Source organism: Singulisphaera sp. GP187 (assembly GCF_900129635.1).
Classification (GTDB): Bacteria; Planctomycetota; Planctomycetia; order Isosphaerales; family Isosphaeraceae; genus Singulisphaera.
The window spans coordinates 2,604,994-2,630,335 of sequence record NZ_FSRB01000002.1 but is presented as its reverse complement, the minus strand read 5'-3'; the positions used below and the strand labels follow the sequence as shown (position 1 = coordinate 2,630,335).

Genomic DNA, 25,342 nt, shown 5'->3' with positions numbered 1-25,342 from the left:
GAGAAGGACGCGATCAAAAGAACGCCTCTTGCCGGCTCAAGAGGCGCTCGCCTCACACTTCGACGAGTGGAACGGATGACTCTTCTCGCGTTGGCCTGAGACGATCGCCAACAGCTTGGTCATCGCTCGTTTCGACGGATGGGGCCGGCCCTTTTCCGAACAGGAGATAGAGGACCGGTAACGCCAGCATGGTCAGGAATGTGTCACAGACCATCCCGAAGAAGACGACCGTGGCGAGTGGCCGCTGGACCTCGGCGCCGACCCCGGTTGAGAGCATCATCGGGGCAAAGCCGAGCGCGGCCACGGCGCCGGTCATCAGCACCGGCCGAAGCCGCGCGAGCCGGGCTTGCTCGATGGCCTCGCGCTTGGAGACTCCGTGCGACATCCGGTCCCTGATGTAGCTGACCAGGACCAGACCCTCGAGCATCGACGCTCCGGCGAGTGCGACGAAGCCGACCCCGGCCGAGATCGTAAACGGCATCCCGCGCAGCCAGAGACCGAACACGCCGCCGACTCGTGCGAAGAGGACACCACTGAAGATCATCAGGGCATCGCGCAACGAATGGAAGGTCAGGTAGAGCAGGCTGAGCACGAGCGCCAGGGCCAGGGGAACCACGATCAAGAGCCGCCGCTCGGCCCGGCGCATGTTCTCGAACTGGCCTCCCCATTCGAGATAGTAGCCGGTCGGCAGGCTCACTTCCCGTTCGATCCGTTGCTGGGTTTCCTCGACGAATGAGCCCATGTCGCGGCCACGCACGTTTGACTGGACCACGATTCTGCGCTGACCCCACTCACGCTGGATGGTCGATGGACCGGTCGTCTCCACCACGCTGGCCAATCGAGTCAGCGGAAGCCGCTGGCCCGCCGCGGTTTCGATCATGATCTTTTCGAGAGAGCGCGGATCGTCTCGATAGGACATGGGCAGGCGAACGACCAAGGGGAACCGCCGGTCATGTTCGAGGATCGCGCCGACCTGGATTCCTCCCACCGCCTTAATCGTGTCGAGGACCTGCCGCGCGGGGATCCCATGACGCGCCAGCGCATCGCGATTGACCTCGATGCGGAGCACGGGCAAACCCGTGACCTGCTCGGTGCTGACGTCCGCGGCGCCTTGGATCTGCTTGACGATGCGTTCGATCTCGGCCGCCTTGTCTTTCAGCAATTCGAGATCGTCACCGAACAACTTGATCCCGAGGTCGGCCCGGATCCCGGCGACCATTTCATTGAGTCGTAACTCGATCGGTTGGCTATAGACAGCTCTCATGCCCGGCAAAGTCTCGGTGAGCTTGGCCATCGCCCCGACGAGTTGATCCTGCGAGGTCGCCTTCTTCCAGCGGTCGCGCGGCTTGAGCGTGACGTAGACGTCCGAGACCTCGAATCCCATCGGGTCGGTCGCGACCTCGGCGGTGCCGGTTCGACTCCAGATCTGGTCGATCTCGTCAGGGAACGATTCCTTCAAGAGAGACTCGATTCGGGTGCCGTACTCGAGCGACTCTTCAAGACTCACGCTGGCCAGTCGGATCGTGTTGATGACGATCGTTCCTTCGCTGAGCCGAGGCACAAATTCCGAGCCCAGGCTGAGACCGAGGATCGTCGTGCCCACCGTAATCGATCCGACGAATCCGAGCGTCGTCCAGGGGAACCGGAGCCCGAGGCGGAGCATCGGCTGAAAGAGGCGATGGGCGATCCGGTCGACCCAGGTCTCGTGGTCTCGCATCGTGCGCGGGAGTCCCAGCGAAGCCAGGGCGGGCATCAAGGTCAGCGACAAGACCATTGATCCGGCCAGAGCAAAGACGACCGTCAGGGCCATCGGCCGGAACAGCTTGCCTTCGATCCCTTCCAACGTGAGGATCGGCAGATAGACAATCATGATGATCAACTCGCCGAACATCGTGGGCTTCCTGACCTCGACCGCCGCCTCACGGATCACGTCGAGCTTCGAGCGGTTCGACTGGTCCAGTGTCAGGTGCCGGACGCAGTTTTCGACCATGACCACCGAACTATCGACCACCAGGCCGAAGTCGATCGCCCCCAGGCTCATCAAGCTGCCGGCGATACCGACGCGCTCCATCATCGTCACGGCGAAGAGCATCGAAAACGGAATCGCCGAGGCCACGATCACTCCGGCGCGGAGGTTTCCCAGGAAGGCGAACAGGACGGCGATGACGAGCAGGGCCCCCTCGAACAGGTTGTGCTCGACGGTCTTGAGCACCTGGTCGACAAGGTGAGTCCGTTCATAGACCGAGCTGATCTCGACGCCATTAGGAAGTGCGGACTTGACCTCTTCCATCGCTTTATGAAGAGCCATCGTCACCTGCCGGGAGTTCTCCCCCATCCGCATGAACGCGAGGCCGAGGACGACCTCGCCTTTGCCGTTCGCGGTGGCCCCCCCGCGCCTGATTCGGTGGCCGAGTGCGACCTCGCCGAGATCGCCGATCCGGATCGGCACGCCGTCGCGGGCCGTGATCACAATCTTGGCGATCTCCTCGAGCGAACGGGCCCGGCCGACGCCCTGGACCAGGGTCGATTCGCCGGCCCGCAAGATGTAACCGCCGCCGACGTTCTTGTTGTTATCCTCAAGTGCCTGGATGACCTCGTCGAGCGACAGGCCGTACTTGGCGAGCTTGATCGGGTCGACGCGCACCTCGAACTGCTTGGCGAGACCGCCCCAGGGGTTCACCTCGGCGACCCCCGGTACGCGCAACAGGCGAGGGCGAACCACCCAATCCTGAATCGCTCTGAGCTCGGCCAGGTCGTACTCCGGGTTCTCGCTGGTGAGGATGTAGTGGAAGACTTCGCCGAGCCCGGTGGCCACCGGACCCATCAAGGGGCGCTCGATGTCTTTGGGAAGCTGGACCTCTCCCAGCCGCTCGTTGATCTGTTGGCGCGCGAAGTAGATGTCGGTCCCGTCCTCGAAGATGGCCACGACCTGCGAGAGGCCGAACTTCGAGATCGAGCGCACGTCCTCGAGCCCTTTCAGTCCGCCGAGTGCCATCTCGACCGGGAACGTGATTTGCCGTTCGATCTCTTCGGGGGCTAACTCAGGAGCCGTCGTGTTGATCTGAACCTGGACCGGCGTGGTGTCGGGGAACGCGTCCAGCGGCAGGTAGATCGCGGCCCGCACTCCCAGGACGATCAGCACGCCGCCTAACAAGAGAACGACGAAGCGGTTCTTCAGACTGAAATCAATCAGCGCATTCAGCATCGCGGGGTTCCTTCCTGGTTGTCGCGCTTATTCGCAGCAGCCCGCGCCGATTGCGCCTCGCATGATCTCAGTCTTGAGCATGAAGGCTCCCTTGGTGACGACTCGCTGGCCTGGCTTCAAGCCCCAGGCCACTTCGACGACATTGATCTGGTCGGTCGGCTTGGTGACGACTCGCTGAGCGCGATATTGACCCGACGCTTCGAGGGGGAGGAAGACCAGGTCGGTGCCGTCCTTACGTTGCACGGCCGTCTTGGGAACGACGATCGCCTTGTGCTCGGAACCGATCTGGATCTCGGCTTCCCCGAACTGATTCGCACGCAGTCGGCCGTTTGGGTTGGCCAGCTCGGCGCGGATCCGGGAGGTCCGGGTCTTGTTGTTGACCTCGGTCCCGACCCAGGTCACCTCACCCAGAAAGGCATATCCTTGCCCGGTCGGATTGGCGCCCGAGATGGTGAACGAGACCGGCTGCCCCGTTGTAATCAAGGAAATATCATGTTCGTAGACGTCGATCCAGAGCCACATCTTCGCGGTGTCGGCCACGGCGAAGAGTTGGCTGGTCGCTTGCACCGCTTCCCCTTTAACCGCGTGGCGGAGGACGACGACCCCGTCGATCGGCGCGACGATGTCCAGCAGGTTTCGGGTGTCCTTGGTCTTGATGATCGTAGTGAGCTGGTCATTGTCGAACCCGAGGTTGCGAAGCTTCTGCTCGGCGTCCATCGCGCTGGTCTGGGCCTGGTTGAGCGTCGTCAGCACCTCGAGCTCGGCGCGAGCCGGCACCGCACCCGACTGTGTGAGCGACTTTGTTCGTTCGGCCGTGGCCTGCGCCAGGCGGACGGCCGATTGGGCGGACAGGAGCTGCCCCTTGGCGGAGCTGACCTCGGCCGAGTCAACGACCGCCAGCACATCGCCGCGCCGCACGGTCTGGCCAAGGTCGACGCGGATCTCGGAAAGAAAGCCGGCGACGCGCGGGCTGATCTCGGCATAGCGATTCGCGTCGTAGGCGGTCTCGGCATTCGCGCTCAAGCGGTGCGCATGAACCTCTTCCGTCACCAGGGCCGTCTGGATGCCGACCTGACGGACGAGCTTGGGAGTCGGCAACTTAACGATTGGCAAGGGCTGACGGCAAGCTTCGGGGAGCTCCCCCGCCGCGAGGGGACCAATCTTCCTCGGGCTCTTGGCGCAGTCGGGGCACTGCAGCTCGGGCTTGCCGTGGGTTGCGCACCAGCCGTCATCAGGGAGTGAGGCCGAACTCGTCGACGTATTCCCACACTCGACACAGAAGCTAGCGGGAAGGCCGTGCCCTTTCGGACACATCTCGATCTTATACGTTTTTTCAACGTCGGGGTGGCACTTGGTGCAAATCTCCTCGGGGATGTTGCCGTGCTGCTTGCAGAGCGGGAGCGATTTGATCAACTCCTCGTGGCAGAGGGTGCAGAACTTCTCGGGAACGCCATGCTCTTTGCAATAGAGGCCCGCATCGGCCGCCGAGTGTCCCGCCTCACCGTGACCGTGGTCTGCAGGGGATTCACCGTTCCATGGTCCCACGCGTGCCCAATGGGGCAGCCAACTGGGGCGTGCCACGGTCAGGCCCACTCCGGCAGCACTTACGGTAAGGAGCAGCGCAATCGCGATCAGGATCGTTCGCTTCATGAGTCTAGCCTCGTCTCAAAGTGTCGAGATTGATTGACTCACTCACCGCGAGCCGCGCAGGCGCATGCCGGCTGACTGGCGCGAGTGATCACCAGTTGACGTGAGGGTCCGTGGGCCCAAATGGCGGGCCGGCGGCGAGGTACCGCGCAATTGATGAAGGTGCGCGGGGAGGGCGACTCAGCAGCGATAGTTCTGGAGAAACGAGCGAATGGCGAGCGCGTTGCCCCAATGACCCAGACCGGTTGACGACCGTTCCTTGGTCAGATAGGTGAGTGATTGCAGAGCGGAGGGAAAGAGCACACCGACCAAAATTGTGTGGTCGACGGCGTCGGCACCGAAGAAGCGGACGTGACCTGCTTGAACGGCACCTTGGCAGATGCAGTTGTCCCCTTCCTCGGGGCATTGGTCAGGCGTCGACGAGTCGTGCGACGTGCTTTCCGGGACGTCGTGCCGATGCGCACCCTGGCCGAACTCAGCCGCCCCGCAGAGGAGCGGGCAGAGGGTAATCAGGAGGGCCAGGAAGGACGCCAATAACGATCGCACGCGTTTGGGAACCTCTCGTGACTGCGCGGGACCAAGTCTCTTAAGCATAAGCTTACGGCGCCCCAGGTCAAGGGATCCTTCAATCCCGCGGACGACTGGTCGACTCTGGTGCCGCAATTCGCTCTTCTACATCATCATCGGGTGAATCCCGTCCAATCTGAAATGCGAATGATTTAAACCGACGCTTGAGTGTCAATTCCAGGGCTGACATTTGTGGGAACCGGTCGCTCGGGGAGCCGGAGTGTAAACCGGGTGAACTGATCCGATCGGCTCGTGAGGCTGAGCGTGCCGTGCAGCGCCGAGGCGATTCGCCGCGCGACCGTGAGGCCGAGGCCGTTGCCCGGCAAGCCCTCGTTCCGTGCCCCCTCCGCGCGGAAGAACGGGTCGAAAATGTGGGCCGACTCTTCGGTACTCAGGCCGCGACCGCGATCTTCCACACCCAGGACGATCGAGCTTCCCTCCCGCTCCCCCCGCACGAGGATCGGTGTGCCGGGCTCGCTGTACTTGGTGGCGTTATCGATCAGGTTGTCCAGAAGCTGGGCCAGCATCGGCGGATGAACACGTACCGCTAACGGATTGGGAGTAACCTCGAGCCGAAGGTCGGCCGCGCGCGGGTGGTCGGCCCAGCGTTCCAGGTGGTGGGGCAGCCACTCGGCGAGGTCGAGATCGCAGAGCAGGAGGCTTGGCGGCTCGGGCTGGGCGAGCGAGAGGAGGGTTTCCACGATGACCCGGAGCCGCATCCCTTCCTCGAGCACGCGGTCGAGCACCTGGCGGTATTCTGCCACCGGGCGCTCGCGACGTTGCGCCAGCTGGACCTGACCGAGAAGCGCGGCGAGTGGGGTGCGGAGCTGGTGCGAGGCGTCACCGGCAAACCGCTGTTGCTTGTCGAATGCCTCATTGAGCCGGTCGAGCAGCCCGTTGAAAGCCTGCCCCAGGGCGTCGAGCTCATCGTCGGTTCGCGGGGTCGGGACCCGTCGTCCGAGGTCCGTGGCTGACATCGTGCTGACGGTTTCCGCCATCCGGGTCAGTGGCGCCAGCGCCCGGCGCGCGAGCAGCCGTCCGCCCGCCAGGGCGAGCAGCCAGATCCCAAGCGACAAGAGGACCAACGTGGCCCCAAGCTGGTTGAGCGTCGCCTTGACCGGGCCTGGCCTCAAGCCTGCGATCAGGACCAGTACCGGGTACTGAACCTCATATCCAGGCTCATCGTCGGGATGACCGCGACCGAGCCGGAGCAGTGCCTTGAGCGGCATCCGTCGCCCGGCCATCCGCCAACCGGCGACTTTGCCGACGACCGTGCCGTCGGGAGGGTTGGTCGGCCAGGCGCGTGCCTCCCAGCCGGCCGGAAATCCGCCGCTCCCGGCGTTCGCCGAGCGATCGACGAGCGTTCCCTCGCCATCGCGCACCGCCCAGCGCACTTCGTCCTGGCCCAGATCGAGGCCCAAGGCGATTCGGCGGTCCGTCGGCTCCCATTCCAGCCCGCCAGGCTCGATGTCGACGGAGGCCTCGAGCGTGTCGAGCGCACGCTCCAGCCGCTCGTCGAGCTCGCGGAAGAGATGGCTTTGCGCCACGAGGTAAACGGTCGTCGAAAACCCCACGAGGACGAGCGCAAGGGCGGTGAGGAAAAAGGCTGAGAACCGGGTGACCAGCCTCACGATTTCGCTCCGAAGAGGTCCTGGGGTGAGTTGCCAAGGATGTAGCCGCGACCGCGCATCGTATGGATGACGCGGGGGCCGTGGGCTTCGAGCTTGCGTCTCAGCTCCATGACGTGAACCTCCAAGGTCTTCGAGACTCCGTCGTGGCGATCGTCCCAGACGTGCTCGTAGAGCCGGGTGCGCGAAAGTACTTGCCCGGGGTGACGGAGGAAGTAGACGAGCAGGCTCTGCTCTCGGGCGGTCAAGTCGAGCGGGTGGCCGGCACGTTCCACGCGCTGAGTGGCCAGGTCCACGGTCAGCTCACCCCAGGAGACCAAGGTGCCGCCCCCCGTTTCGCGACGGCGGATCAGGGCACGGATCCGGGCCAAAAGCTCCTCGTAGTCGAACGGCTTGCAGAGATAATCGTCGGCGCCGCTGTCGAGCCCCTGCACGCGGTGCTCGACCTGGTCGCGCGCCGTGAGAAACAAAATGGGGGTACTGCGATCGAACTGCCGGAACCGCTGGAGCAGGGTCAAGCCGTCCTGGCCGGGCAGCCACCAATCCAGGAGCACGAGGTCCCAGGTGCCGGTCCGCAACGCTCGCCAGGCACTCAGCCCGTCTGCGGCGTGGTCCACCAGAAACCCCTCCTCACGCAGACCGCGAATCAGAAAGTCGGAGATGTTCGTTTCGTCTTCGACGACGAGGATGCGAATGCTCATGTCGTTTCCCTTGCCCCGTCCTCGTGCGCGCATTAAATGATCAATTTAAGACTCAATCATGTCGCAACTTGTTTTGGTTTGACCACGATTCCCGACTCCCAATCGTCGGTCCGCAGCCAGGTTTTGAGTTCGGAATTGCCGCCAACCGTCCGGTTCGCCATCGCGGTAAAGGTAAGGTGGAATTTACTTTCCGTTAATTGCGAGCTTATCGACCATGGCATAAGATGACACATCGCGAAGAGTGCGTCGGGCGATTCCTCGGATCGCCTGGCTCGAGAGTCCCCCAGCCGAGTTACACGCCGCTTCCGAAATTTTCCCTCCCGACCTTACCTTTCTCAAGTATTGGAGATCAATCCTCATGTCGAGCACCCCAGTAGGCATGAGCTCGCCGCAACGGCAGACGCGACCGAAGTCGTTTCGGTGGTGGCTTTCACTGCCGGTCTTGCTTGTCCTTGGCGTGGTGGTTACCTGGTCACAGATGTCGGGGCACGGGGAAGAGACGGGAGGGCATTCGAAGCCCGGAACCGCGGCATCGGCGTTGACCGCGGACGGTGCCGTTCCTGAGGTTGAAGTCATTCACCCGAGAAAAGGGGGAATCGAGCGAGTGACAGTCCAGCCCGGCTCGGTTCACTCATTCGAGGCGGTCGACCTCTATTCGATGGTCTCGGGCTACTTGAAGTCACAGTCGGTCGACATCGGCTCGCGAGTCAAGAAGGGCGATCTGCTCGCCGAGATCGACGTTCCACGCGAGAAGAACGCCGTGGAACTCGCCGCGGCGATGCTCGATCAGGCCAAGGCCAAGGCCCTGCAAGCCGCGGCCAAGGTCGATGCGGTGGACGCCGAGCGCGAGACGGCCGTCGCCACCGTGTCCCAGACCGAGGCCGATATCGACCGCCTGGTCTCGAGCCTGCGGCTCGCCGAGAGTCAATACACCCGCATCAAGAGCCTGTTCGAGCGCAGTGCCGTCCCCAAGAGCGTGGTCGATGAAAACCTGAATGCGGTGGATGCCGCCAAAGCGGCGGAAAAGACCGCTCGGCTCACGGTTCAGACCGCCAAGGCCAAGCTTTCAGGCGCCGTGGCGAGAGTCGAACAAGCCAAGGCCGATGTGATCGAGGCGCAGGCGTCGGTACGTGTCGCGGAAACGCAACTCGACAAGGCAAAGGTGGATTTGGGATACGCGAACATTCTCGCGCCTTTCGATGGTGTGGTCACCCGCCGCAATTTCCATCCGGGCGCCTTTGTTCGCGCGGCGACGGCGGGGGGGGAGTTGCCCTTGCTAACCGTGGTGCGGACGGACCTGATGCGCGTGGTCGTCCGCGTGCCCGATCGGGACGTGGTGCTCACCAATCCGGGTGACCCGGCCGTGGTGACGATCGACGGGGTCGGGACCCGTGAGTTCAAGGGCAAGGTGGCGCGGATCGCCGAGTCGGAGGATCATCAGACCCGGACGATGCGCGTGGAGATCGACCTGGAGAACCCCGATCGTCTGCTTCGTGAGGGCATGTACGGCCGTGCGAGCATCGGCCTGGAAGCGCTTTCGGAACGTCTGACGTTGCCCACGGCCTGCGTTCTCGAGCGCTCTGGCAAGCGGCAAGGCGTGGTGCAGGTCGTTCGCGACGGCAAGGTGGAACGGGTCAAGGTCGAGCTGGGAGCCGACAACGGCACTCTGGTCGAGATCGACTCGGGAATCAAGCCGGACGACGCCGTGGTCTTGCGCTCGAACAGCGTGATCGAGCCGGGAATGACCGTTAGCCCCAAGGTATCCGGTTGAGCCCGATGGAACGCTCGCGGACGTCGTTGATCGCCCCTTCGGAGAGGCTTGACCCATGAACGGTTTGATTCGATCGTCCCTCAAGAACTCGATCGCCGTGACCGTATTGTCACTGGCGATCGTCGTGCTGGGGACGTTGTCCGTCTACTCGATCCCGATCGACATCTTGCCCGTCTTCCGCAGTCCGGCGGTGCAGACGCTGGTCTTCTACGGCGGGATGCCCGCGGCCAGTATCGAGAAGAACATCACCGCCCGACTGGAACGCGGTGTCGTTCAAGCGACGGGAGGACGGCGCCTGGAGTCACGCTCGATCGTCGGCGTCAGCATCGTTCGCGACTACTTCCGCAGCAACGTGAACCCGGCCGGAGCTTTAACCGAGACGAACTCGCTGGCCGGTTGGGAATTTCCCACGATGCCCCCCGGGACGCTCCCGCCGGTCGTTCTGCCCTACGACCCGACGGGGACGACCCCGGTCTGCCTGCTCGCCCTGGACAGTCCGAATCAGGGCGAAGCGGCCCTGTTCGACACCGGCCGCTACGAAGTCCGGCCCCAGATCATGTCGCAGCCGGGGGCCAACGCCCCCTTGGTCTATGGCGGCAAGGTCCGCGCGATCATGCTCTACCTCGACCGGGTCAAGCTCCAGGCCCGCCACCTCTCGCCCCTGGATGTGCTCAAGTCGGTTGATGAATATAACGTTTTTCTCCCGACCGGCAGCGTCAAGTTCGGCACCACCGACTACGCCATCGACTCGAACTCGATGTTCGATATGGTGCAGAACATGGGCCAGATCCCACTCCGCAACGAGCATGGGAACGCCGCCTACCTGGCGGATGTGGCGACCCCCAAAGACGCCAACTTCATTCAAACCAACATTGTGCGCGTCAACGGCAAGCGTCAGGTCTACGTGCCGGTCTTCCGTCAGGCGGGGGCCAGCACCCTGCAAGTGGTGGACACGCTCCGATCGTCGCTCGAGACGATGAAGGCCCGGCTCACCCGCAGTGGGATCGACCTGAAGCTTGTCATGGACCAGTCGGTCTATGTTCGCCAATCGATCGAGAGTTTGGCTGAGGAAGGGGTGCTCGGCGCCGTTCTTTGTTCGCTCGTGATCTTGCTCTTCCTCGGCGATTGGCGGATGACGGTCATCGCCTTCATGACGATCCCGATTGCGGTTTTGGCTGCGATGATCGGCCTGAATGCGACGGGCAACACGGTGAACGTGATGACCCTGGCGGGCCTGGCTTTGTCGATCGGTCCGCTCGTGGACAGCGCGATCATCTGCCTGGAGAACACCCACCGCCATCTCGGCATGGGCGCATCGCCCGAGGAGGCCGCCTACCTGGGGGCCAGCGAGGTGGCAATGCCCGCGCTGGTCGCCTGTATCTGTACGCTGCTGGTGCTTGCCCCGCTGGCCCTCATGCCTGGCCTGGGTGAGTTCCTCTATCGGCCGATGGCCGCGTCGGTGGCGTTCGCGATGACTTCGGCCTACCTCCTCTCCCAGACCCTGGTCCCGTCCCGGTCCGCCCGCTGGTTGCGTCCCCACGCCAGCCACGGACATGGCGATCAGGCCGGGCACGCGGGAGCCGATGAGCACGGGGGACGCAAGGCGACCCTGCGGAATCTGTTCCTGAGCGCTCAGGCGTGGTGGGAGGGAGTGATCGAGACCGGGATTTGCTGGTACGTCCGCCAGCTCGAGCGGGTGATGAACTACCGGCTCATGACCGTCCTGGGCTCCTTGGTGACCCTGGTCGCCGTGCTCGGGCTCCTGGGAACTCAGCTCCGCCGCGAGTTCTTCCCCGAAGTCGATGCCGGTGCCTTCGAGATCTACGCTCGCGCGGCCAGCGGCACGCGGATTGAGGAGACCGAGAAGAAGATCGCGAGGGTCGAGCAATTCGTCCGCGACAAAATTGGCAAGGATGTGCAAATTATTATCTCAGAGTTGGGCGTGGTCGCCGACCTGTCGGCCGCTTACACCCCCAACGCCGGGCCGATGGATGGGGTGGTCAAGGTCCAGCTCGTGGAGCATCGCCATCACTCCGCGCAAGAGTATGTTCGCCTGCTTCGCGCCGGGTTCGCGAACGATCGGTCGTTCTCCGACCTGGAGTTCGCCTTCGATGCCGGCGGGATGATTCGCTCCGCCATGAACGAGGGCAAGTCCTCGCCGATCAACATCCGGATCTCCGGCAAGGATATGGCCCAGGCGCGTAAGGTCGCGGAATTGGTTCAGCGCAAGGTCACGCACATCAAGGGCGTCGTCGACGCCCGGATCATCCAGCGGCTTGACTACCCGCAGTACATCATCGAAGTCGACCGCGCCAAGGTTGCCGACCTCGGACTCAACCAGGCCGAGGTGATGAAGAACGTCGTCGCCGCGATGAACTCGAGCATTCAGTTCCATAAGAAGAACTTCTGGATCGACCCGGTCAGCCGGAACCAGTACTTCGTCGGCGTGCAGTATTTCGAGGAGGATATCGACTCGGTCGAAACCTTGCTGGACATTCCGATCACGAGCCCGAAGCAGGCGCAGCCGATCCCGATCCGGAATTTTGCCACCTTGCGACGGGGTACGGTGCCCACCGAGATTACGCACACCAACTTGCAGTCGACCATCGACTTGACGATGGGTGTCGACGGAAGGGACCTCGGGCACGTGGCCGACGACGTCACCAAGATGGTCAACGAGTTCGGTGACTCGACGGGGACCGCCTCATGGATTCCCTACGACCCGTCGGACAAGGTGCCGCCTCGAACGCCGCTCAAGGGAGCCTCAATGGAGCTAAGCGGTGAGTATTCCCGAATGCAGGAGACGTTCAGCAGTCTCGGGATCGGCCTGGTCCTGGCAACGATGCTGATCTACTTCCTCATGGCCGGCCTGTTCAAGTCGTATCTCACCCCCTTGGTGATTCTGTTCGCCGTGCCGCTCGGTCTGATCGGGGTGGTCCTGATGCTTTTCGTCACCGGCTCGGCGATCAACGTGCAATCACTGCTCGGCGTGATCTTCATGGTCGGCATCGTCGTCTCGAACACCGTCTTGCTGGTCGACTTCGCCCAGAACTTGCGGGTTCAAGAGGGGCTGACGCCCGACGCCGCGATCCGCAAGGCGGCCTCGATTCGCGTTCGTCCGGTCGTGATGACCGCCCTGGCGTCGTTCTTCGCGCTGATCCCGATGGCCCTGGCGCTCGGCCGGGGCAGCGAGGCGAACGGTCCGCTCGGCCGTTCGGTCATCGGAGGTATCGTTGCCGGCATGCTCACAACCTTGTTCGTCGTCCCTTCGCTCTATTCGTTGGTCGTTCGTGACAGCGTGGCGAGCCAGGGACCGAGTGAGTCGACCTTCGAGGATGAGTCGTACCAGGAACAGGAAGACGTCTGAGTTCGCTTGTGGCCGACGGGCATAACGACGTTTATACTCGCCCGCTCGACGTTGATGACTCGGTAACCACCACGATTGAGGAATAATGCTGATGTCCAAGGTTCTGACGCTCGTTTTCGGACTGGTCGTCAGTCTGAGCTCGGTGGCCTCCGCCGTCGAGCGGCACGTTGTGGTCATTACGATCGACGGCCTCCCTTCGTCCTACTTCAACGATCCTCACGCTTCGCTGCCCGTCATTCGCGGGCTGGCGAAGTCAGGGGTCGCGGCTGTCGACGGGATGCAGGTTTCCAACCCGTCGGTCACCTGGCCGAACCACACGACGTTGATGACCGGCGTTCACCCGGAAACGCACGGCGTGCTTTTCAATGGTGGGCTCGAACGGTCAAGCGTCACCAAAGCGGTTCATGTGAATCCGAAGAAGACGCAGCAGGAGCTGGTCAAGGTCCCGCTCTTGTTTGATGTCATCAAAGAGGCCGGCTTGACCAGCGCGGCGATCAATTGGCCCTGCACGCGCGGTTCAACATCGATCGATGACAATTTCCCCGACGTGCCGGATGAAATCCAACACTCCAGCCCTCGCCTGGTGAAGGAACTGACCGAGTCCGGCGTACTTCGTCACTTCAAGGACGGCGGATCGATCGTTCGGGACGAGGTCTGGACCGACGCCGCCTGCCACGTGATTCGCCAGCGCAAGCCGAGGTTGCTGGCGTTTCACTTGCTCAATCTGGACTCGACCCATCACAAGTACGGCCCCAATTCCGCGCCTGGCTATACAGCCGCCGCGCTCTGCGACGCCATGGTGGGCCGCGTGGTCAAGGCCATTGACGACGCGGGACTTCGCGATCGAACCACGATTTTCGTCGTGGCCGATCATGGCTTCGCGGCCATTCAGAAGTCAATCAGCCCCAATGCGGTGCTGCGACGCGAAGGGTTGATCACGGTCGAGAAGGGCAAGATCACGTCGGCGCGAGCGATGGTGATCCCCGAAGGGGGAACCGGCCTGGTCTACCTCACCGATCCGGAGACCGCCACGCAGGATGCCGAGACCGTGCGTCGACTCTTTCAAGGCGCCGAGGGAATTGTGGCGGTGCTCGGACCCGACGACTTCGCCCGCTACCACATGCCGACGCCGGCCACTCATAAAGACATGGCCAATTTGATTCTCGTAGCCAAGGACGGTTATACCGTCGGCGGTTCGACCGCCGGCGACGAGTTCGTCGTGGAGAACAAGGCGGGTAACACGGGATCGCACGGGTTCGTGTCGACCGAACCGAAGATGAACGCGATTTTCGTCGCCTCGGGTTCGGGTATCAAGCCGGGGGTCAAGCTCAAGAGCCTCGACAACAGTGATGTCGCGCCGACCGCGGCTCGACTGCTGGGTGTTCCCTTGAAGCAGGCCACCGGGCGGATCCTCACCGAGCTCCTTGCGGAAGGCGACTGAGGATCGGCATAAGTGAAACCCTGGTGGGCCATGCCCACCCTACTAGACGAGATCACTTCTTGAATCTCTTGTAGGGTGGGCACGGCCCACCAGGGAATCGACTCATTTCAATTCAATGCGAACGCCGGCGGTCTTGCACTCCTCGAGCTCCTTGGATCGAGCCTCGTCGGAGAGCGGGTTGCCGGTCAGGTAGAGCCGCAAGAATGGCGCGAACCGCTTCGGGCCGGCCGCATCATCTTTGACCCACTTCACGAGCGGTCCGAGGTTGCTGATCTTGTTCCGTTCGAGGATCAGGATCTTGAGGTCGGTCTGGGGGGCGAGGGCGGACAAGTCCTCAATCTGGTTGTCCTGAAGTTCCAGCAGGGAGAGCCGCGTCACCTTGGCGAGCGGTGCGAGGTCGGTCACCTGGTTCTTGCCGACGCAGAGGGAGGAAAGCTTGGTCAAGCTCGCGAGCGGTGCGAGGGTCTTGATCTGGTTGTTGGTGAGATAGAGCGCGGAGAGGCTGGTCAGGCCGGCGAGCGGCTGAAGGTCCTCGATCTTGTTATTCGACAATTCCAGGTACTGGAGCGCCTTGGACTCGCTCAACGGGGAGACATCCTCGATCTTATTGTCCGCAAGGTCGAGGGATTGGAGATTTGCCAATCCTTTGAGGGGTTTGAGGTCGACGATCTCATTCTTCGAGAGCCGGAGCAGGGCGAGATTTTTGCATTTCTCGAGGCCGGTGAGATTGCTGATCCCTTTGCCGGGCGCTTCCAGTACGTAAACGTTTTGTAGCTTGGCCTCGGTCAGCTCTGCCTTCGGCTCGTGCTTGAGGACCGCCTGGATCGCAGCCTCGAGGTTTTTGTCGGGAATGAGAGGGTCCGCGGCCGAGGCGAACGGGGCCAGGAGCCCGGCGAAGAGAGCGAGCAGGCACGTCTCGGCATAGCGTCGTTTCATTGAGAGGCTCCTGGAGAGAGAGTCGACCGCAATGGTGCGACTCGAAGCAAGGGGAGCGCTTCCGCCCGAAGGCCGGGAGGTTCGTCCAAGGCGGCTCGACAAGGCATGACACCCCGTCGAGCCACGGAGCGGCGGATCGGGGATCGCTCAAAAACAAGCCTGGGTCCGCATTATGATCGCAGGGCAAGCTCGGTGCAAGTCGCTCGACCGTGAGGGCGATACTCGCGGTGACGACGACGAAACGCGTTGACCGAGGCCTTGGCGACGGCGTTTCTCAGAACGGGACGTTGATGCAATCGAGGCACCCATCACGGCTCACGACGATCAACTCGCCGGTCCTTCGACAGGGAAAACAAGCGATCGCAGACGGAAGCTCGATTCGGGTCGAGGAAGCAGGATTGAACCGATCAGCGCCGCAACGGAGCCACTCGACCTGAGTCGCCGTCACCGCCGCAACCAGTCGCGAGCGGATCAGCGTGGCCGCGAGAGAGGGCTCTGCGCCGAGCAGCCGATGACTTGCCACGAGGTCGAGCCGGCCCTCCTCGAACCGCAAGGCGGCCCAGAAGAGCGCCCCGTCTCGCCCCGGGCCGACGAGCTCGAGATGCTCGCCATCGCTACAGATCCAGGCCAGGACAACCGAGTGGAGTGTGTTTAATTGATTTTGTGAAGGTCGCCAAACGAGTCCCGTGGCATGGCGGGTCGTGCCGGTCGGCTCGACGAGGCACCATTCCCGGCCGTCGTGGATCAGCACCGCGAACGGCAACCCGGTTTTCCCGGGTCGAGGCAGGAGCAAGCCGGCGGGCGGGTCCGCGTCCGGCCTGGTCAGTGCGGTGCTTCCCCACGAGGTGAGCGTCCTGACGGCCAGGTAGTAGAGGGCTTGGCCATCCCAGACGCCCACGAGCTCGACGTCATCCACCGTGAGGATGGGAGTGAGCCAGGGCCGCGACAGGTCATCGACCGTCATACTCAGCAGGAGGCGATAGGATCCGTCGGGCGAGGCGGCGTAGGAGCTGAGCAATCCCGAGTCATGGCTCGTACCATGGAGCACGACGAGCGATTGGCCGTCGACGCTGGTGGCGAGCGCGGCGACCGGGGAAGGCGCTGTGGCGACCAGGACCACCTCGTATTTCGCGGGCCGAAAGCAGTACAGATCGCCCGATTCAAAGCCGAGGAAGAGGTCATCGGACCCGGGGGCCGAACAGACGGCGGTGACGAGGCTCGTGCCGATCTTTTTCTTTCGGGATTCGCCATGCCCCGAGGTTGGCCCGCCTGGTCTTGGGGGCGGCTTGGCGGCGACGGCACGGACGGCGAACTCCGCGTCTCGGACCACCGAGGTCGGCCAGATCGACGACCTGCCGAAGACCTCCGACGCGATTCGCCCCACGGGGATTCCGGTCTTGGCCAGTCCCCGAACTCGCGCCGCTAGGCCCAGGCGGGCCCGGTCGTGGAGCTCGTCGCGGATGACCTCGAGCTGCGGTTGCCCCGCCAGGCGGGCAAGGTCATGAAAATATCGGTCCCATTCCGCTCCGATCGTTCCCATGGTTGCGAGATACGCATCCGCTTCATCGAGTAAGTGGATGATTGCTCGTACTGAGCCGGCCTCGGCATGGTGGCCCGTGGCTTCGATGAGACAGGCGACCGAGTTGCCCAGAGGGCGTTGGTTCCAACCGGCAAGGAAGTGCCCCAGCGCCAGGTCGGGGCGATTGGCCTTCCGACTCAACAGGCGGCCGGCGGAGAGGTGCCCCCCTTCCGTGGCAAGCAACCGATCCGCGGCCCGCTGATATTCGACCAGAGCCGCGTCCGGTTCGCCGATCCGTTGGAGCAGATCCGCGGCGGCCTCGTGGTCGGCAACTTGTTGGAAGTACCGCAAGGCGCGATCGATCTCGCCGGCCGCCTCGAACTCACGGGCCGCACCGCGCCAATCCTCGAGCTTGGTCAGCAGCAGGATCGCAGCATCGTGATGGAGCGCGGCGCGAGAGAGCGCGTGCGCCGCCATCCGGTAATCCTTCAAGAGCTTGCCGTAAATGAGGGCCGCGCGTCGGGGATCGCCGCGTCGTTCGGCCTCTTCGGCCGCCTTGCGATATTCGCGCTTCAGCTCATTCAGGACGTCGTCCGCGCCCAGCCAGACGTTGGCCGGTTTTCGACCCGAGTTTCCCAACAGCTCGCTGAGCGAGTAGGCGAACCGATTGAGCGGCAATTGATCGCCGGTCCCGATCGACTCGCCCCGCGAATTGTCGGTGTCGCCGAGGGGCAGGGCACGCCGAAGCGCGAGGTCGAGATCGCCTTCGCGGAACTCGTGCAAGAGCGACTTCAAGGCCGCGGCCTGGCGGCCCAGCACCGCTTCGCTCAAGCGAGGGGCCAGGTTGATGGCGCTGCCCACCCACTCCGCTCCCAGCTTGGCGAGTCCCTTGAGCCCGAGCGCCTGGCCCAGCCAGATCAGACCTCGGCCGGCGCCCAGGGTCGCGCGGCCGGCCATCGTCGAGATCGGCCCCGCGTCATCCGGGCGAGGGGCCTCCGACCCGATTCCTGGATCGCTCGACTCGAGCCACGCATCCGTCGACTCGTGAGGCAACTCGAGGAGGATTTCCTCGAGCCGTTCGGCCAAGATGATCCGTTCGGGAAACGGCTGCCAGTTGAGCCCGGGCGAAGCGTCGACCGAGAGGAATTCACCCAGGTCGAGCGGGCGCCTCGGATCGAAACTGAGCACCCCACCCCAAGGGGGGAAAACCAGGGCACGCCCCTGGACCAGCCCCGCGGCCTCATCGTCCAGCAACGCGGGGACCAAGTCGGCGTCGACCGGCACGTACAGGTCGGCCGCCATTCTCCGCAGCCGAACCGATCCCGGAAACGACTGCGAAGCAGGGCTCGCAAGTTTGATCAGGAAGCCCCCCTCGACTCGGTGAAGCCGGCCCGTCGGATCGAGCTCGAGCCGTTCACAGAGCCGGAAGAGCTCGGTTGTGTCCGAACCGACGAACAGGAGTGCCACAGCCGGCTCATTCCAGGCGCGTCGTTTGAGCTGAAGCGGGACCTTCACGGGCTCTGGCTCCTCTCGACTCCCGAGGCTTTGCGCAAGGCGGTCCCGAAACGCGTTGCCCCGTCCTCGGTGGCCGGCCCCCCGGTCAGATGGGGGGGGCCGATCCGTGTCCCATCCGGCATCCAGCCCGCGAGATGGGTGCGGAAAATATAGAACATGCACACAAGCTCGCCGGATTTCCCGAGAACCGAGACTTGACCGATGAAGTCGACGAGCACCGAAAGATCGGAGAATAAGCATGACCCAAGAAATCGTTTCGAATCCGTGGTGAGCGGGGATCGACCTCGAGGAGCGGGGACGGTCCGCATCGATGGCTCGTCGAATTCCCGAGCCAGAACGGCCGTTACGTCTCCTCGACTCTGTGACCACTCAAGAACGGGTCTGTCCCAACGAAGGAGATGAACAAATTCGCCCACGTAGATCACCAATGCCCATTTTCCGAGCCTGACGTTTACGCGTTGGTGAGTACGTCCTTTCGGGGAAACGAAAATGGGAGTCGATTCGCCCGCGATCGCCTTGATTTCCAGGTGGCGATCCCCCGCCTTGCGCGCGAAGAATTGTCCGTCGGCCGAAAGCGCGAAGCCGCGTGCTTTCGGTAGGCTAGGGATATTGGCGATCAGCCGAAACGAACTTGTCGAGAAGAACTGGATGGACTGGAGGGACATCTGCACGCGATCGGCGACAACCGCCGCGATGACGTCTCCTCCCTGGCGCGTAATGAAGATGCGGCTGCCCCGGAGACTCGGCCGCCCATCGAGGGTGGGGATGATCGTCTTGACGACGCCCGAGTTGTCCTGGATGTCGATGGCACCGTTGGATTCGTGAAGTCGAAGCGCGACCCCGTGAGCGGGGAGTGGGAGCAAACTCGGAACGGCGAGAGCATGGTCCGGGAGATGGCGCTGAGCGTGGTGGAACGCAAGCTCGGCGCGATTCGAGGCCGGGGCCGACGGACTGAGCGGCGGGAACCGCCACTCCTCCGGTCCTGCGCTGAGGTCGAGCGCGAAAACGGGCCCGTCGTAAATGCGGGCGACGAGCGCCTCGTGACTCCTGAGATAGGACCAATGAAGGGTGGATGCCATTGCCGACACCAGCGAATGAGCATGGCAGCGTCGCGTGTTGAAATCATAGCGACCGATGACATGATTCGTGCCACACGTGCCGATCACCACGAACCCTCCCGCGACTCCCACGATCGACTTGACCTGGGAGAGTGGGTGTCCCTCAAGGACGACCCGAGGGAGCATCTCCACGCGCGTTCCATCGATCCGGCAGGCGTGCAGGATCCCTTGCTGCCCCGTGAAGAGGATCCACTCGCCCGACCCATCAAAGGCGAACAACCCATCGGGGATCGGGCTGAGGGCGCCCAGCGCGAACGGGAATCCGGGACTCTCGACGTCGCCTTGCCAGCCCACGGTCTCTGGAGGGTTGGGGTCGTGGGTCGGCCTGCGCTCATCCTCCCGAGGCAGCGCGACGCGGAGCGTGGACCGGACGATCGCCGACCCGCGTGTCAGTTCTGATAACGTCACGTGTCCCGCGCGGTCGACCGAGACGGCGAACAGTCGGGTCGAGGGATCGGTCCGACGGGCCGCCGCCACGACGGCCGGTGCGCTCACGGTTCTCGGATGAGTCAGCAAGACGACGTCGCGAAGCCGCGCCGTGCCCGGTTGCTCGAGCACCGACTCGAGGATGAGGCCAGGATCGGACGAGAGGTCGCTGGATTCGAGCAAGGCGCCCAACGCCTCGCCATCGAGTTGGCAAGGATCGACGGCGCTCCCTTCCCGACTGGTCGCCGCGATCGAGAACGGAATCTTCCGGCGCTCCGCCTGCCGCCCCAGCGCCATCGCCGCGGCCCCCAAAACCAGGCGGACGACCCCCCAGGTCAACACCCCCTGATCCAGCACGACCACGATCTCTTCAGGCACGGGCGCCCGTGGCTCCTCACGCTGATAAAAGAGGAGCTCGTGTTCTGCGAATCGCCGGACAAACTCGTCCCGATCGAGTGCGAGCTGACTGGGGAGGATCCGTTCGGGCTGACCGCGCGTCGCCACGTCCGAGTAGCCCCCCATCGGCAGGGTGGCAGGGGCGAGGCGACGCGGTGGCAGGGTCAACGCTCCGGCCAAGTGGACGGCCAACGAGGTTGTCCCCGCAAGCCGGGGACGGCGTTCGAGCGCGACCAGAGCCGCGGAGAGCGTCCTCGGGCGGGGGAGGGTTGCGACCGGTTCCGCAACGTCTTCGTGGATCGGACCGCGCCCGTAGCGGAGCCAGTGACGTAGCTCCTCGGGCGTGAGCTGAGAGACCCCCTCGTCGATCAAGCGTTCAAAATGGAGTGGATCGAGGGGAGGGAGGACCGCGACCCCGGTTCGCGGTTCACCAAGCGGATCGGCCGACGGCCGGGTCAAGGTAAGATAGAGTTCCGCGAGGTCGGGCGGGTCGAGCGCGGGGGGAACGTTGCGACAGAGCCGAGCGCAGAGCGCGCCGGCGTTGCGGAGCGGAAGCCCCCACTCGCGAAACGCCTTTTCCAGAGTCGAGACACTCTTGGACCGCGGAGAGCGGGGGCCAAGTCCGAGGAGCCGCAGCAAGTGAAGGATCAGGCTGAACGCGATCGGCGGAGATCCGGAATGGAAGCCTTCGAGGAAAAGGGAAATTTCGGCCCCCATGGCGAACGTCATGCCAACTTCAGGGCCGTCGCAGGCGTATTCCACCGCTTCGCCTGTGGGGCACCAGCGGAGGTCGCCCAGCCCTCGGCAGTAGCTTTCGGAAATCGCCAGGTAATCCTCCACGCGGCTCATGCGTGCCCTGTCCTTTCCGCGAGCCTGATGCCGGCTAGGCTCAGCGGATTGAAGACATGAGGAGGAATGACTTCATAGCCGTCGGGAGTGAGCACGAGGAGTTCCGCGGAACCGAGACTCAGCGCTCTTCGTAACGCGTTCTCCGAGAGGCCGGGATCCACGCGGTAGCCGAGCGGGATCAGTAGCCTTGTTCCCCAGTAGCGCGTACCGCCGGCGATGGCCGGCAGGGGTGACCCCAGTAACATGACCAGATCGCCCGCGATAGCCGCCCTGAGCGGTTTGAATTGCGACGAGGGAACGGTCTCGGCCCACACGGACAAAGCGTTCAACCGGCAGCGCAGGGCACTCGCCGGACGGACCTCCTCGTCGCGGACCAGTCCGACCTGGGCGGGGCGCGGTGCCCCTGGGCGCGGCATCGTCACATCGATCGGGGCCGGCACGAGCGCCGTCGCCAACGGCACGGAATCCGCGTCGAACTCACGAGGGATTCCAAATGTCGGCAGATGTCGACCGAGCTGATACCAGAGCCCGTCCTGCTTGGCGAACAAGGCGACCGTCGACACCGGGAAGAGCCGTCGCATCACCCCCTCATGACCGGCCGGCCAGCGCACCCAGGCACGGTCGCCCCGGACCAAGACCCGGATCGCGGCCTCACGGCGGAGGTCGGCCAGCACGCCGAGCTGAGCCCGCGGCAAGCTTGCGCAACAGATCTGGTCCAGGGTGGGTGCCATCGGTTTAACCCAATCGCCCGAGAAGCTGGGCGGTTCGTTCGAGGAGGTGACGTCTCACCGACTCGTCGGCGAGCCAGGTTGCACGGTCGCCCAGGTCGGCGACCTGTTCGCGAAGTCGAGCGGTCGAGAGGAGGGTCATCGCACCGCTCTGCATCTCGGCGCTGAGGGTATCGAGCCATCGGGCGATCTCTTCGCCCCCCATCCGTTCGGGGACGGTCGCGAGCGGATGGACCCGCTCGGCGCCGGTGTGTGGCTCGATCACGGTTTCGACCAGCGAGGCCAGCGGGCCGATCTGCTCCTCGCGATCCCAGACGTAGCGGAGCGGCCAGAAGTCCGCGATCAAGGCGGCCGGCCGACCGCAGAGCACCGCCGAGGCCGCCACGAGTTTCAAGACCTTGACCGCTCGCCGGTCGGAAACGGTGACTCCCAAGTCGCGGATCTTGAACACGAGCTCCGTGTACGGAGCCGTGATCTTCGAGAGGTCGATCTCATAAATTCGCCGCGACAGGCCGCGGAGGTCGGCGGCCGATATCGACGCGTCCGTCCCTTGAAACCGCTCCATTTCCCAGCCCGCGGCCAGGAGCCGCGGCATCGATTCAGGCTTTAAATTGTCAACATGGCAACGCAACAAGAATCGATCAAATAAGGCGCGAAGCGTCTCGTCCTCGGGAAGGTGGTTTGAGGCCGAGAACAGTGAGAGGAGTGGCAACCGGTGGGTCTCGGCCCCGCGTCGATAGACCCGTTCATTGAGGACCGAGAGCAAGTTATTCAAGATGGCGCTGTTGGCGTTGAATAACTCGTCCAGGAAGACAAACTCCGCTTCCGGAAGCATGCCGGTTGTGACGGTCGCCACCGTCCCTTCCCGAAGTCGTACCAGGTCGATCGGGCCGAAGACTTCGTTGGGTTCGGAGAACCGGGTTAACAGGTACTCGAAGTAACGTCCTTGAACCGTGGCGGCGAACTGACGGATCAAGGCCGACTTGGCGGTCCCAGGCGGGCCGTGCAGGAACAAGTGCTCTCCCGCGACAACCGCCAATGCGATCAGGTCGATGACCTCATCGCGGCCGACAAACCGCCCTTTGAGCACGTCGACGACCTCGTGGCGAAGTCGTCCTGCCGGGTCCTCAGTCATCTCGCCTCGTCCTCGAAGTTCCCACGAATGACCCAACTCGGGCACGATCGGTCAGAACAAGATCGACGTGTTCGTTTAATGAGTCGTCAGGCTGCCAACTCGGATTTTGGTGATTGGCCCAGCGCTCGGCATAGAGCTGCATCAACCCGAAATGGCCACCGAACTCGGGCGGTCTGTCCGGACCGATCTCCAGGTCGGCGACGACTCCCGAGAGCGGCCATTGGCGTAAAACCGCCTCAATCCGTTCCGCAAGCGGGTCGGTTGCGCTGTGGGCCAACGCCCGTTTGCGAATCTGGGGGAGAAATCGAAAAACGAGGTCGGCGGACAAGTGATGCGCGGGGGTCGTCGGACGATGGGACATGGCGACCCAGCGTGCGATTTCCGTGTTGGGCACGTCGTGATTGACCAGCGCCCAACTCGCCCGGATCACGAGCGAGCCGGCCTCAAGGGCTGTCCCCGCATCAAACTCGATCAGAGGTCCGGCGATGTCGAGGCGATAAGCGTCGAAAGCCGCATGCAGCAGCCGACCTGCCTCGGGGCTCGAAGCGTCGCTGTACGGGCTCTGCCGGAAGACGAGGCGGCCTTCATAAAGCAGAAGCGGCAACAGTTCTTCGAGCCAATTCATGGAACGACATTTTTCTGCCCTTCGTCGTGCCAAGGGCGAGGTCCGCCGGCCGGCGTTCTCGTTGGACGTCTCAACCCGGCGGGCTTGAACCATCCGATCCCATCAATCGCTGTCGAGCATACCGCAACCGAACGCAACCGGGAAAGTCCATCTCCCGGTGCGTCCGACGGGTTCGCTCGATTCCTCATGCGGGGTTGCCGCTCATCCCCGGCTTGATCCCGAGGGTTGCCGCACGGTCAGATCCGGTAAAGTGGCTCATACTTCTGCTTCAGGAACTGGACCAAGGGCGCATGATTCAACGGAGAACCGGTGATTTTCTCGATCAGATCGGACGACCGGTAGCGCTGGCCTTGGAGATGCACTCGGTCCCGGAGCCAGGCGAGGAGCGGGGCGAAGTTCCCTTGTAGGAAGAGTTCATCAAGGTTTCCGAGGTCGGTGTTCGCCTGGGCGAACAATTGGGCGGCGAAGATGTTGCCCAGGGTGTACGTCGGAAAATAGCCGAACAGGCCGGCGCTCCAGTGAATGTCTTGGAGACAGCCTTCGGCGTGCTGGCTGGGACGAACGCCGAGATACTCCGCGTACTTGCCGTTCCAGGCCTCGGGGAGGTCGGCGGCCGTCAGTTGACCGGACAAGAGCTCGCGTTCCAGCTCGAAGCGGACGAGGATGTGAAGGTTGTACGTCACCTCATCGGCTTCCACGCGAATGAGCGACGGCTCGACCCGATTGATCGCGAGTTGGAACTCGTCGAGCGTGACCTTGGGGAAGGCCTCGGGGAAGAAACGTTGGGCGATCGGCAGGAAGTGGCTCCAGAACGGGCGGCTGCGTCCGACCGCGTTTTCCCAGAGTCGCGATTGCGACTCGTGGATCCCGAGCGACACGGACTCGCCCATCGGCGTCCCGAAGTGCGCGGGGTCGAGCCCTTGTTCGTAGAGGCCATGACCGACCTCGTGCATGATCCCGAAGAGGGCGTCGGCGAACTGGTCGTGGTGGAACCGCGTGGTGATCCGGCAGTCGCCTGGGCCGATTCCGCTGCAGAAGGGATGGGCCGTGGTGTCGAGCCGACCCTTCGAGAAATCGAAGCCGAGGGCGGTGGCGACCAATTCGCCGAAGATCCGCTGGCGTTCGACCGGGAACTCGCCGCGGAGCAGCGCGACGTTCGGTTTGATCGGTGAGTCGGCGATCGCCCGGACCAACGGGACCAGGTCCGCGCGGAGAGCGTCGAACAGAACCGCGATCTCCGCACTCTTCGCGCCCGGCTCATATTCATCGAGCAGCGCGTCGTAACTCGCGGTTCCCTCCCCCAAGCATTCGGCCTCGCGCTGCTTGAGCGCGACGATCCGGTCGAGCCAGGGTTGAAAATGCGCGTAGTCGCTCTTGGCGCGTGCGGTGATCCACTCCTGTTGAGCGATCGAGACCGTTCGCGCCATCTCCTCGACCAGCGAGCGGGGCAGCCGTGTGAGCCGCTGGAAGTTGCGATTCAACTCGCGGACGTTGACCGCGGCCGGTGAGTCGGCGTCCTGCACCAAGGGCGAACCGTTCAGTTGAGCGATGAGCTCGCCGATGATCGGGTCGGTCGCCTTCTCGTGATGGAGGCCGGCCAGGAGCGCCATTTGCCGGCTCCGGTGCTCGACCCCTCCCGTGGGCATATACGTTTGCTCATCCCAGCCGAGAAGCGATGAGCACGACGCCAGGAGCGAAGCCTCACGGGAGCGTCGGATCAACTCTTCATAAGCTGTGTCCAATGACATCGACTTTCACTCCTCGCGAA

General features: G+C 63.6%; 15 protein-coding genes. 3 read left to right on the top strand and 12 right to left on the bottom strand.

What is annotated here, in order from left to right; all coding sequences use genetic code 11:
• Positions 1-52 precede the first annotated feature (52 nt).
• The 5 genes from BUS42_RS34535 to BUS42_RS34515 all read right to left on the bottom strand — a co-directional run bounded on the left by BUS42_RS34535 (position 53) and on the right by BUS42_RS34515 (position 7,748).
• Entirely contained in the window at positions 53-3,205 is a 3,153-nt protein-coding gene (locus BUS42_RS34535; protein ID WP_074314724.1) for an efflux RND transporter permease subunit, read from the bottom strand.
• A gap of 27 nt (positions 3,206-3,232) precedes the next feature.
• Positions 3,233-4,855 (bottom strand): efflux RND transporter periplasmic adaptor subunit, encoded by a 1,623-nt coding sequence (locus BUS42_RS34530; protein WP_074314723.1) that lies wholly within the window; start codon positions 4,853-4,855, stop codon positions 3,233-3,235.
• Positions 4,856-5,032: 177 nt separating this feature from the next.
• The gene (locus BUS42_RS34525) at positions 5,033-5,398 is read right to left on the bottom strand and encodes a hypothetical protein (RefSeq protein WP_074314721.1); all 366 of its coding nucleotides are present in this window, start codon (positions 5,396-5,398) and stop codon (positions 5,033-5,035) included.
• Between the two features lie 173 nt (positions 5,399-5,571).
• Positions 5,572-7,050 carry a sensor histidine kinase gene (locus BUS42_RS34520; protein WP_074314719.1) on the bottom strand — a complete coding sequence of 493 codons (1,479 nt, stop codon included), beginning with the start codon at positions 7,048-7,050 and terminating at the stop codon, positions 5,572-5,574.
• Positions 7,047-7,748, bottom strand: a complete 702-nt coding sequence (locus tag BUS42_RS34515; RefSeq protein WP_074314717.1) for a response regulator transcription factor — start codon at positions 7,746-7,748, stop codon at positions 7,047-7,049. The genes BUS42_RS34520 and BUS42_RS34515 overlap by 4 nt, the downstream gene beginning before the upstream one ends.
• Positions 7,749-8,106: 358 nt before the next feature.
• Between BUS42_RS34515 and BUS42_RS34510 the strand changes: the two genes are divergently transcribed.
• The 3 genes from BUS42_RS34510 (at position 8,107) to BUS42_RS34500 (ending at position 14,327) form a co-directional block, all read left to right on the top strand.
• A complete protein-coding gene (locus tag BUS42_RS34510; RefSeq protein ID WP_074314715.1) occupies positions 8,107-9,519 on the top strand; it encodes an efflux RND transporter periplasmic adaptor subunit in 1,413 nt (470 codons plus the stop codon).
• A gap of 55 nt (positions 9,520-9,574) precedes the next feature.
• The gene (locus tag BUS42_RS34505) at positions 9,575-12,886 is read left to right on the top strand and encodes an efflux RND transporter permease subunit (protein WP_074314713.1); all 3,312 of its coding nucleotides are present in this window, start codon (positions 9,575-9,577) and stop codon (positions 12,884-12,886) included.
• 91 nt (positions 12,887-12,977) lie between these two features.
• Positions 12,978-14,327, top strand: a complete 1,350-nt coding sequence (locus tag BUS42_RS34500; protein WP_074315702.1) for an alkaline phosphatase family protein — start codon at positions 12,978-12,980, stop codon at positions 14,325-14,327.
• Between the two features lie 102 nt (positions 14,328-14,429).
• Here BUS42_RS34500 and BUS42_RS34495 read toward each other — a convergent pair whose 3' ends face one another.
• The 7 genes from BUS42_RS34495 to BUS42_RS34465 form a co-directional block, all read right to left on the bottom strand.
• On the bottom strand, positions 14,430-15,263 hold the full coding sequence (locus tag BUS42_RS34495) for a leucine-rich repeat domain-containing protein (RefSeq protein WP_074314711.1): 834 nt from the start codon (positions 15,261-15,263) through the stop codon (positions 14,430-14,432).
• 274 nt (positions 15,264-15,537) lie between these two features.
• A complete protein-coding gene (locus tag BUS42_RS34490) occupies positions 15,538-18,297 on the bottom strand; it encodes a hypothetical protein (protein WP_074314709.1) in 2,760 nt (919 codons plus the stop codon).
• Complete coding sequence (locus BUS42_RS34485; RefSeq protein ID WP_074314707.1) at positions 18,294-21,086, bottom strand: hypothetical protein; 2,793 nt, start codon at positions 21,084-21,086, stop codon at positions 18,294-18,296. The genes BUS42_RS34490 and BUS42_RS34485 overlap by 4 nt, the downstream gene beginning before the upstream one ends.
• Positions 21,083-21,817: a hypothetical protein gene (locus BUS42_RS34480; RefSeq protein WP_074314705.1), complete on the bottom strand. Its 735-nt coding sequence runs from the start codon at positions 21,815-21,817 to the stop codon at positions 21,083-21,085. The genes BUS42_RS34485 and BUS42_RS34480 overlap by 4 nt, the downstream gene beginning before the upstream one ends.
• A 4-nt stretch (positions 21,818-21,821) precedes the next feature.
• Positions 21,822-22,949: an AAA family ATPase gene (locus BUS42_RS34475; protein WP_074314703.1), complete on the bottom strand. Its 1,128-nt coding sequence runs from the start codon at positions 22,947-22,949 to the stop codon at positions 21,822-21,824.
• Positions 22,942-23,574 carry a hypothetical protein gene (locus tag BUS42_RS34470; protein WP_143206611.1) on the bottom strand — a complete coding sequence of 211 codons (633 nt, stop codon included), beginning with the start codon at positions 23,572-23,574 and terminating at the stop codon, positions 22,942-22,944. The genes BUS42_RS34475 and BUS42_RS34470 overlap by 8 nt, the downstream gene beginning before the upstream one ends.
• Positions 23,575-23,810: 236 nt before the next feature.
• Complete coding sequence (locus BUS42_RS34465) at positions 23,811-25,322, bottom strand: carboxypeptidase M32 (protein WP_074314701.1); 1,512 nt, start codon at positions 25,320-25,322, stop codon at positions 23,811-23,813.
• Positions 25,323-25,342: the final 20 nt, after the last annotated feature.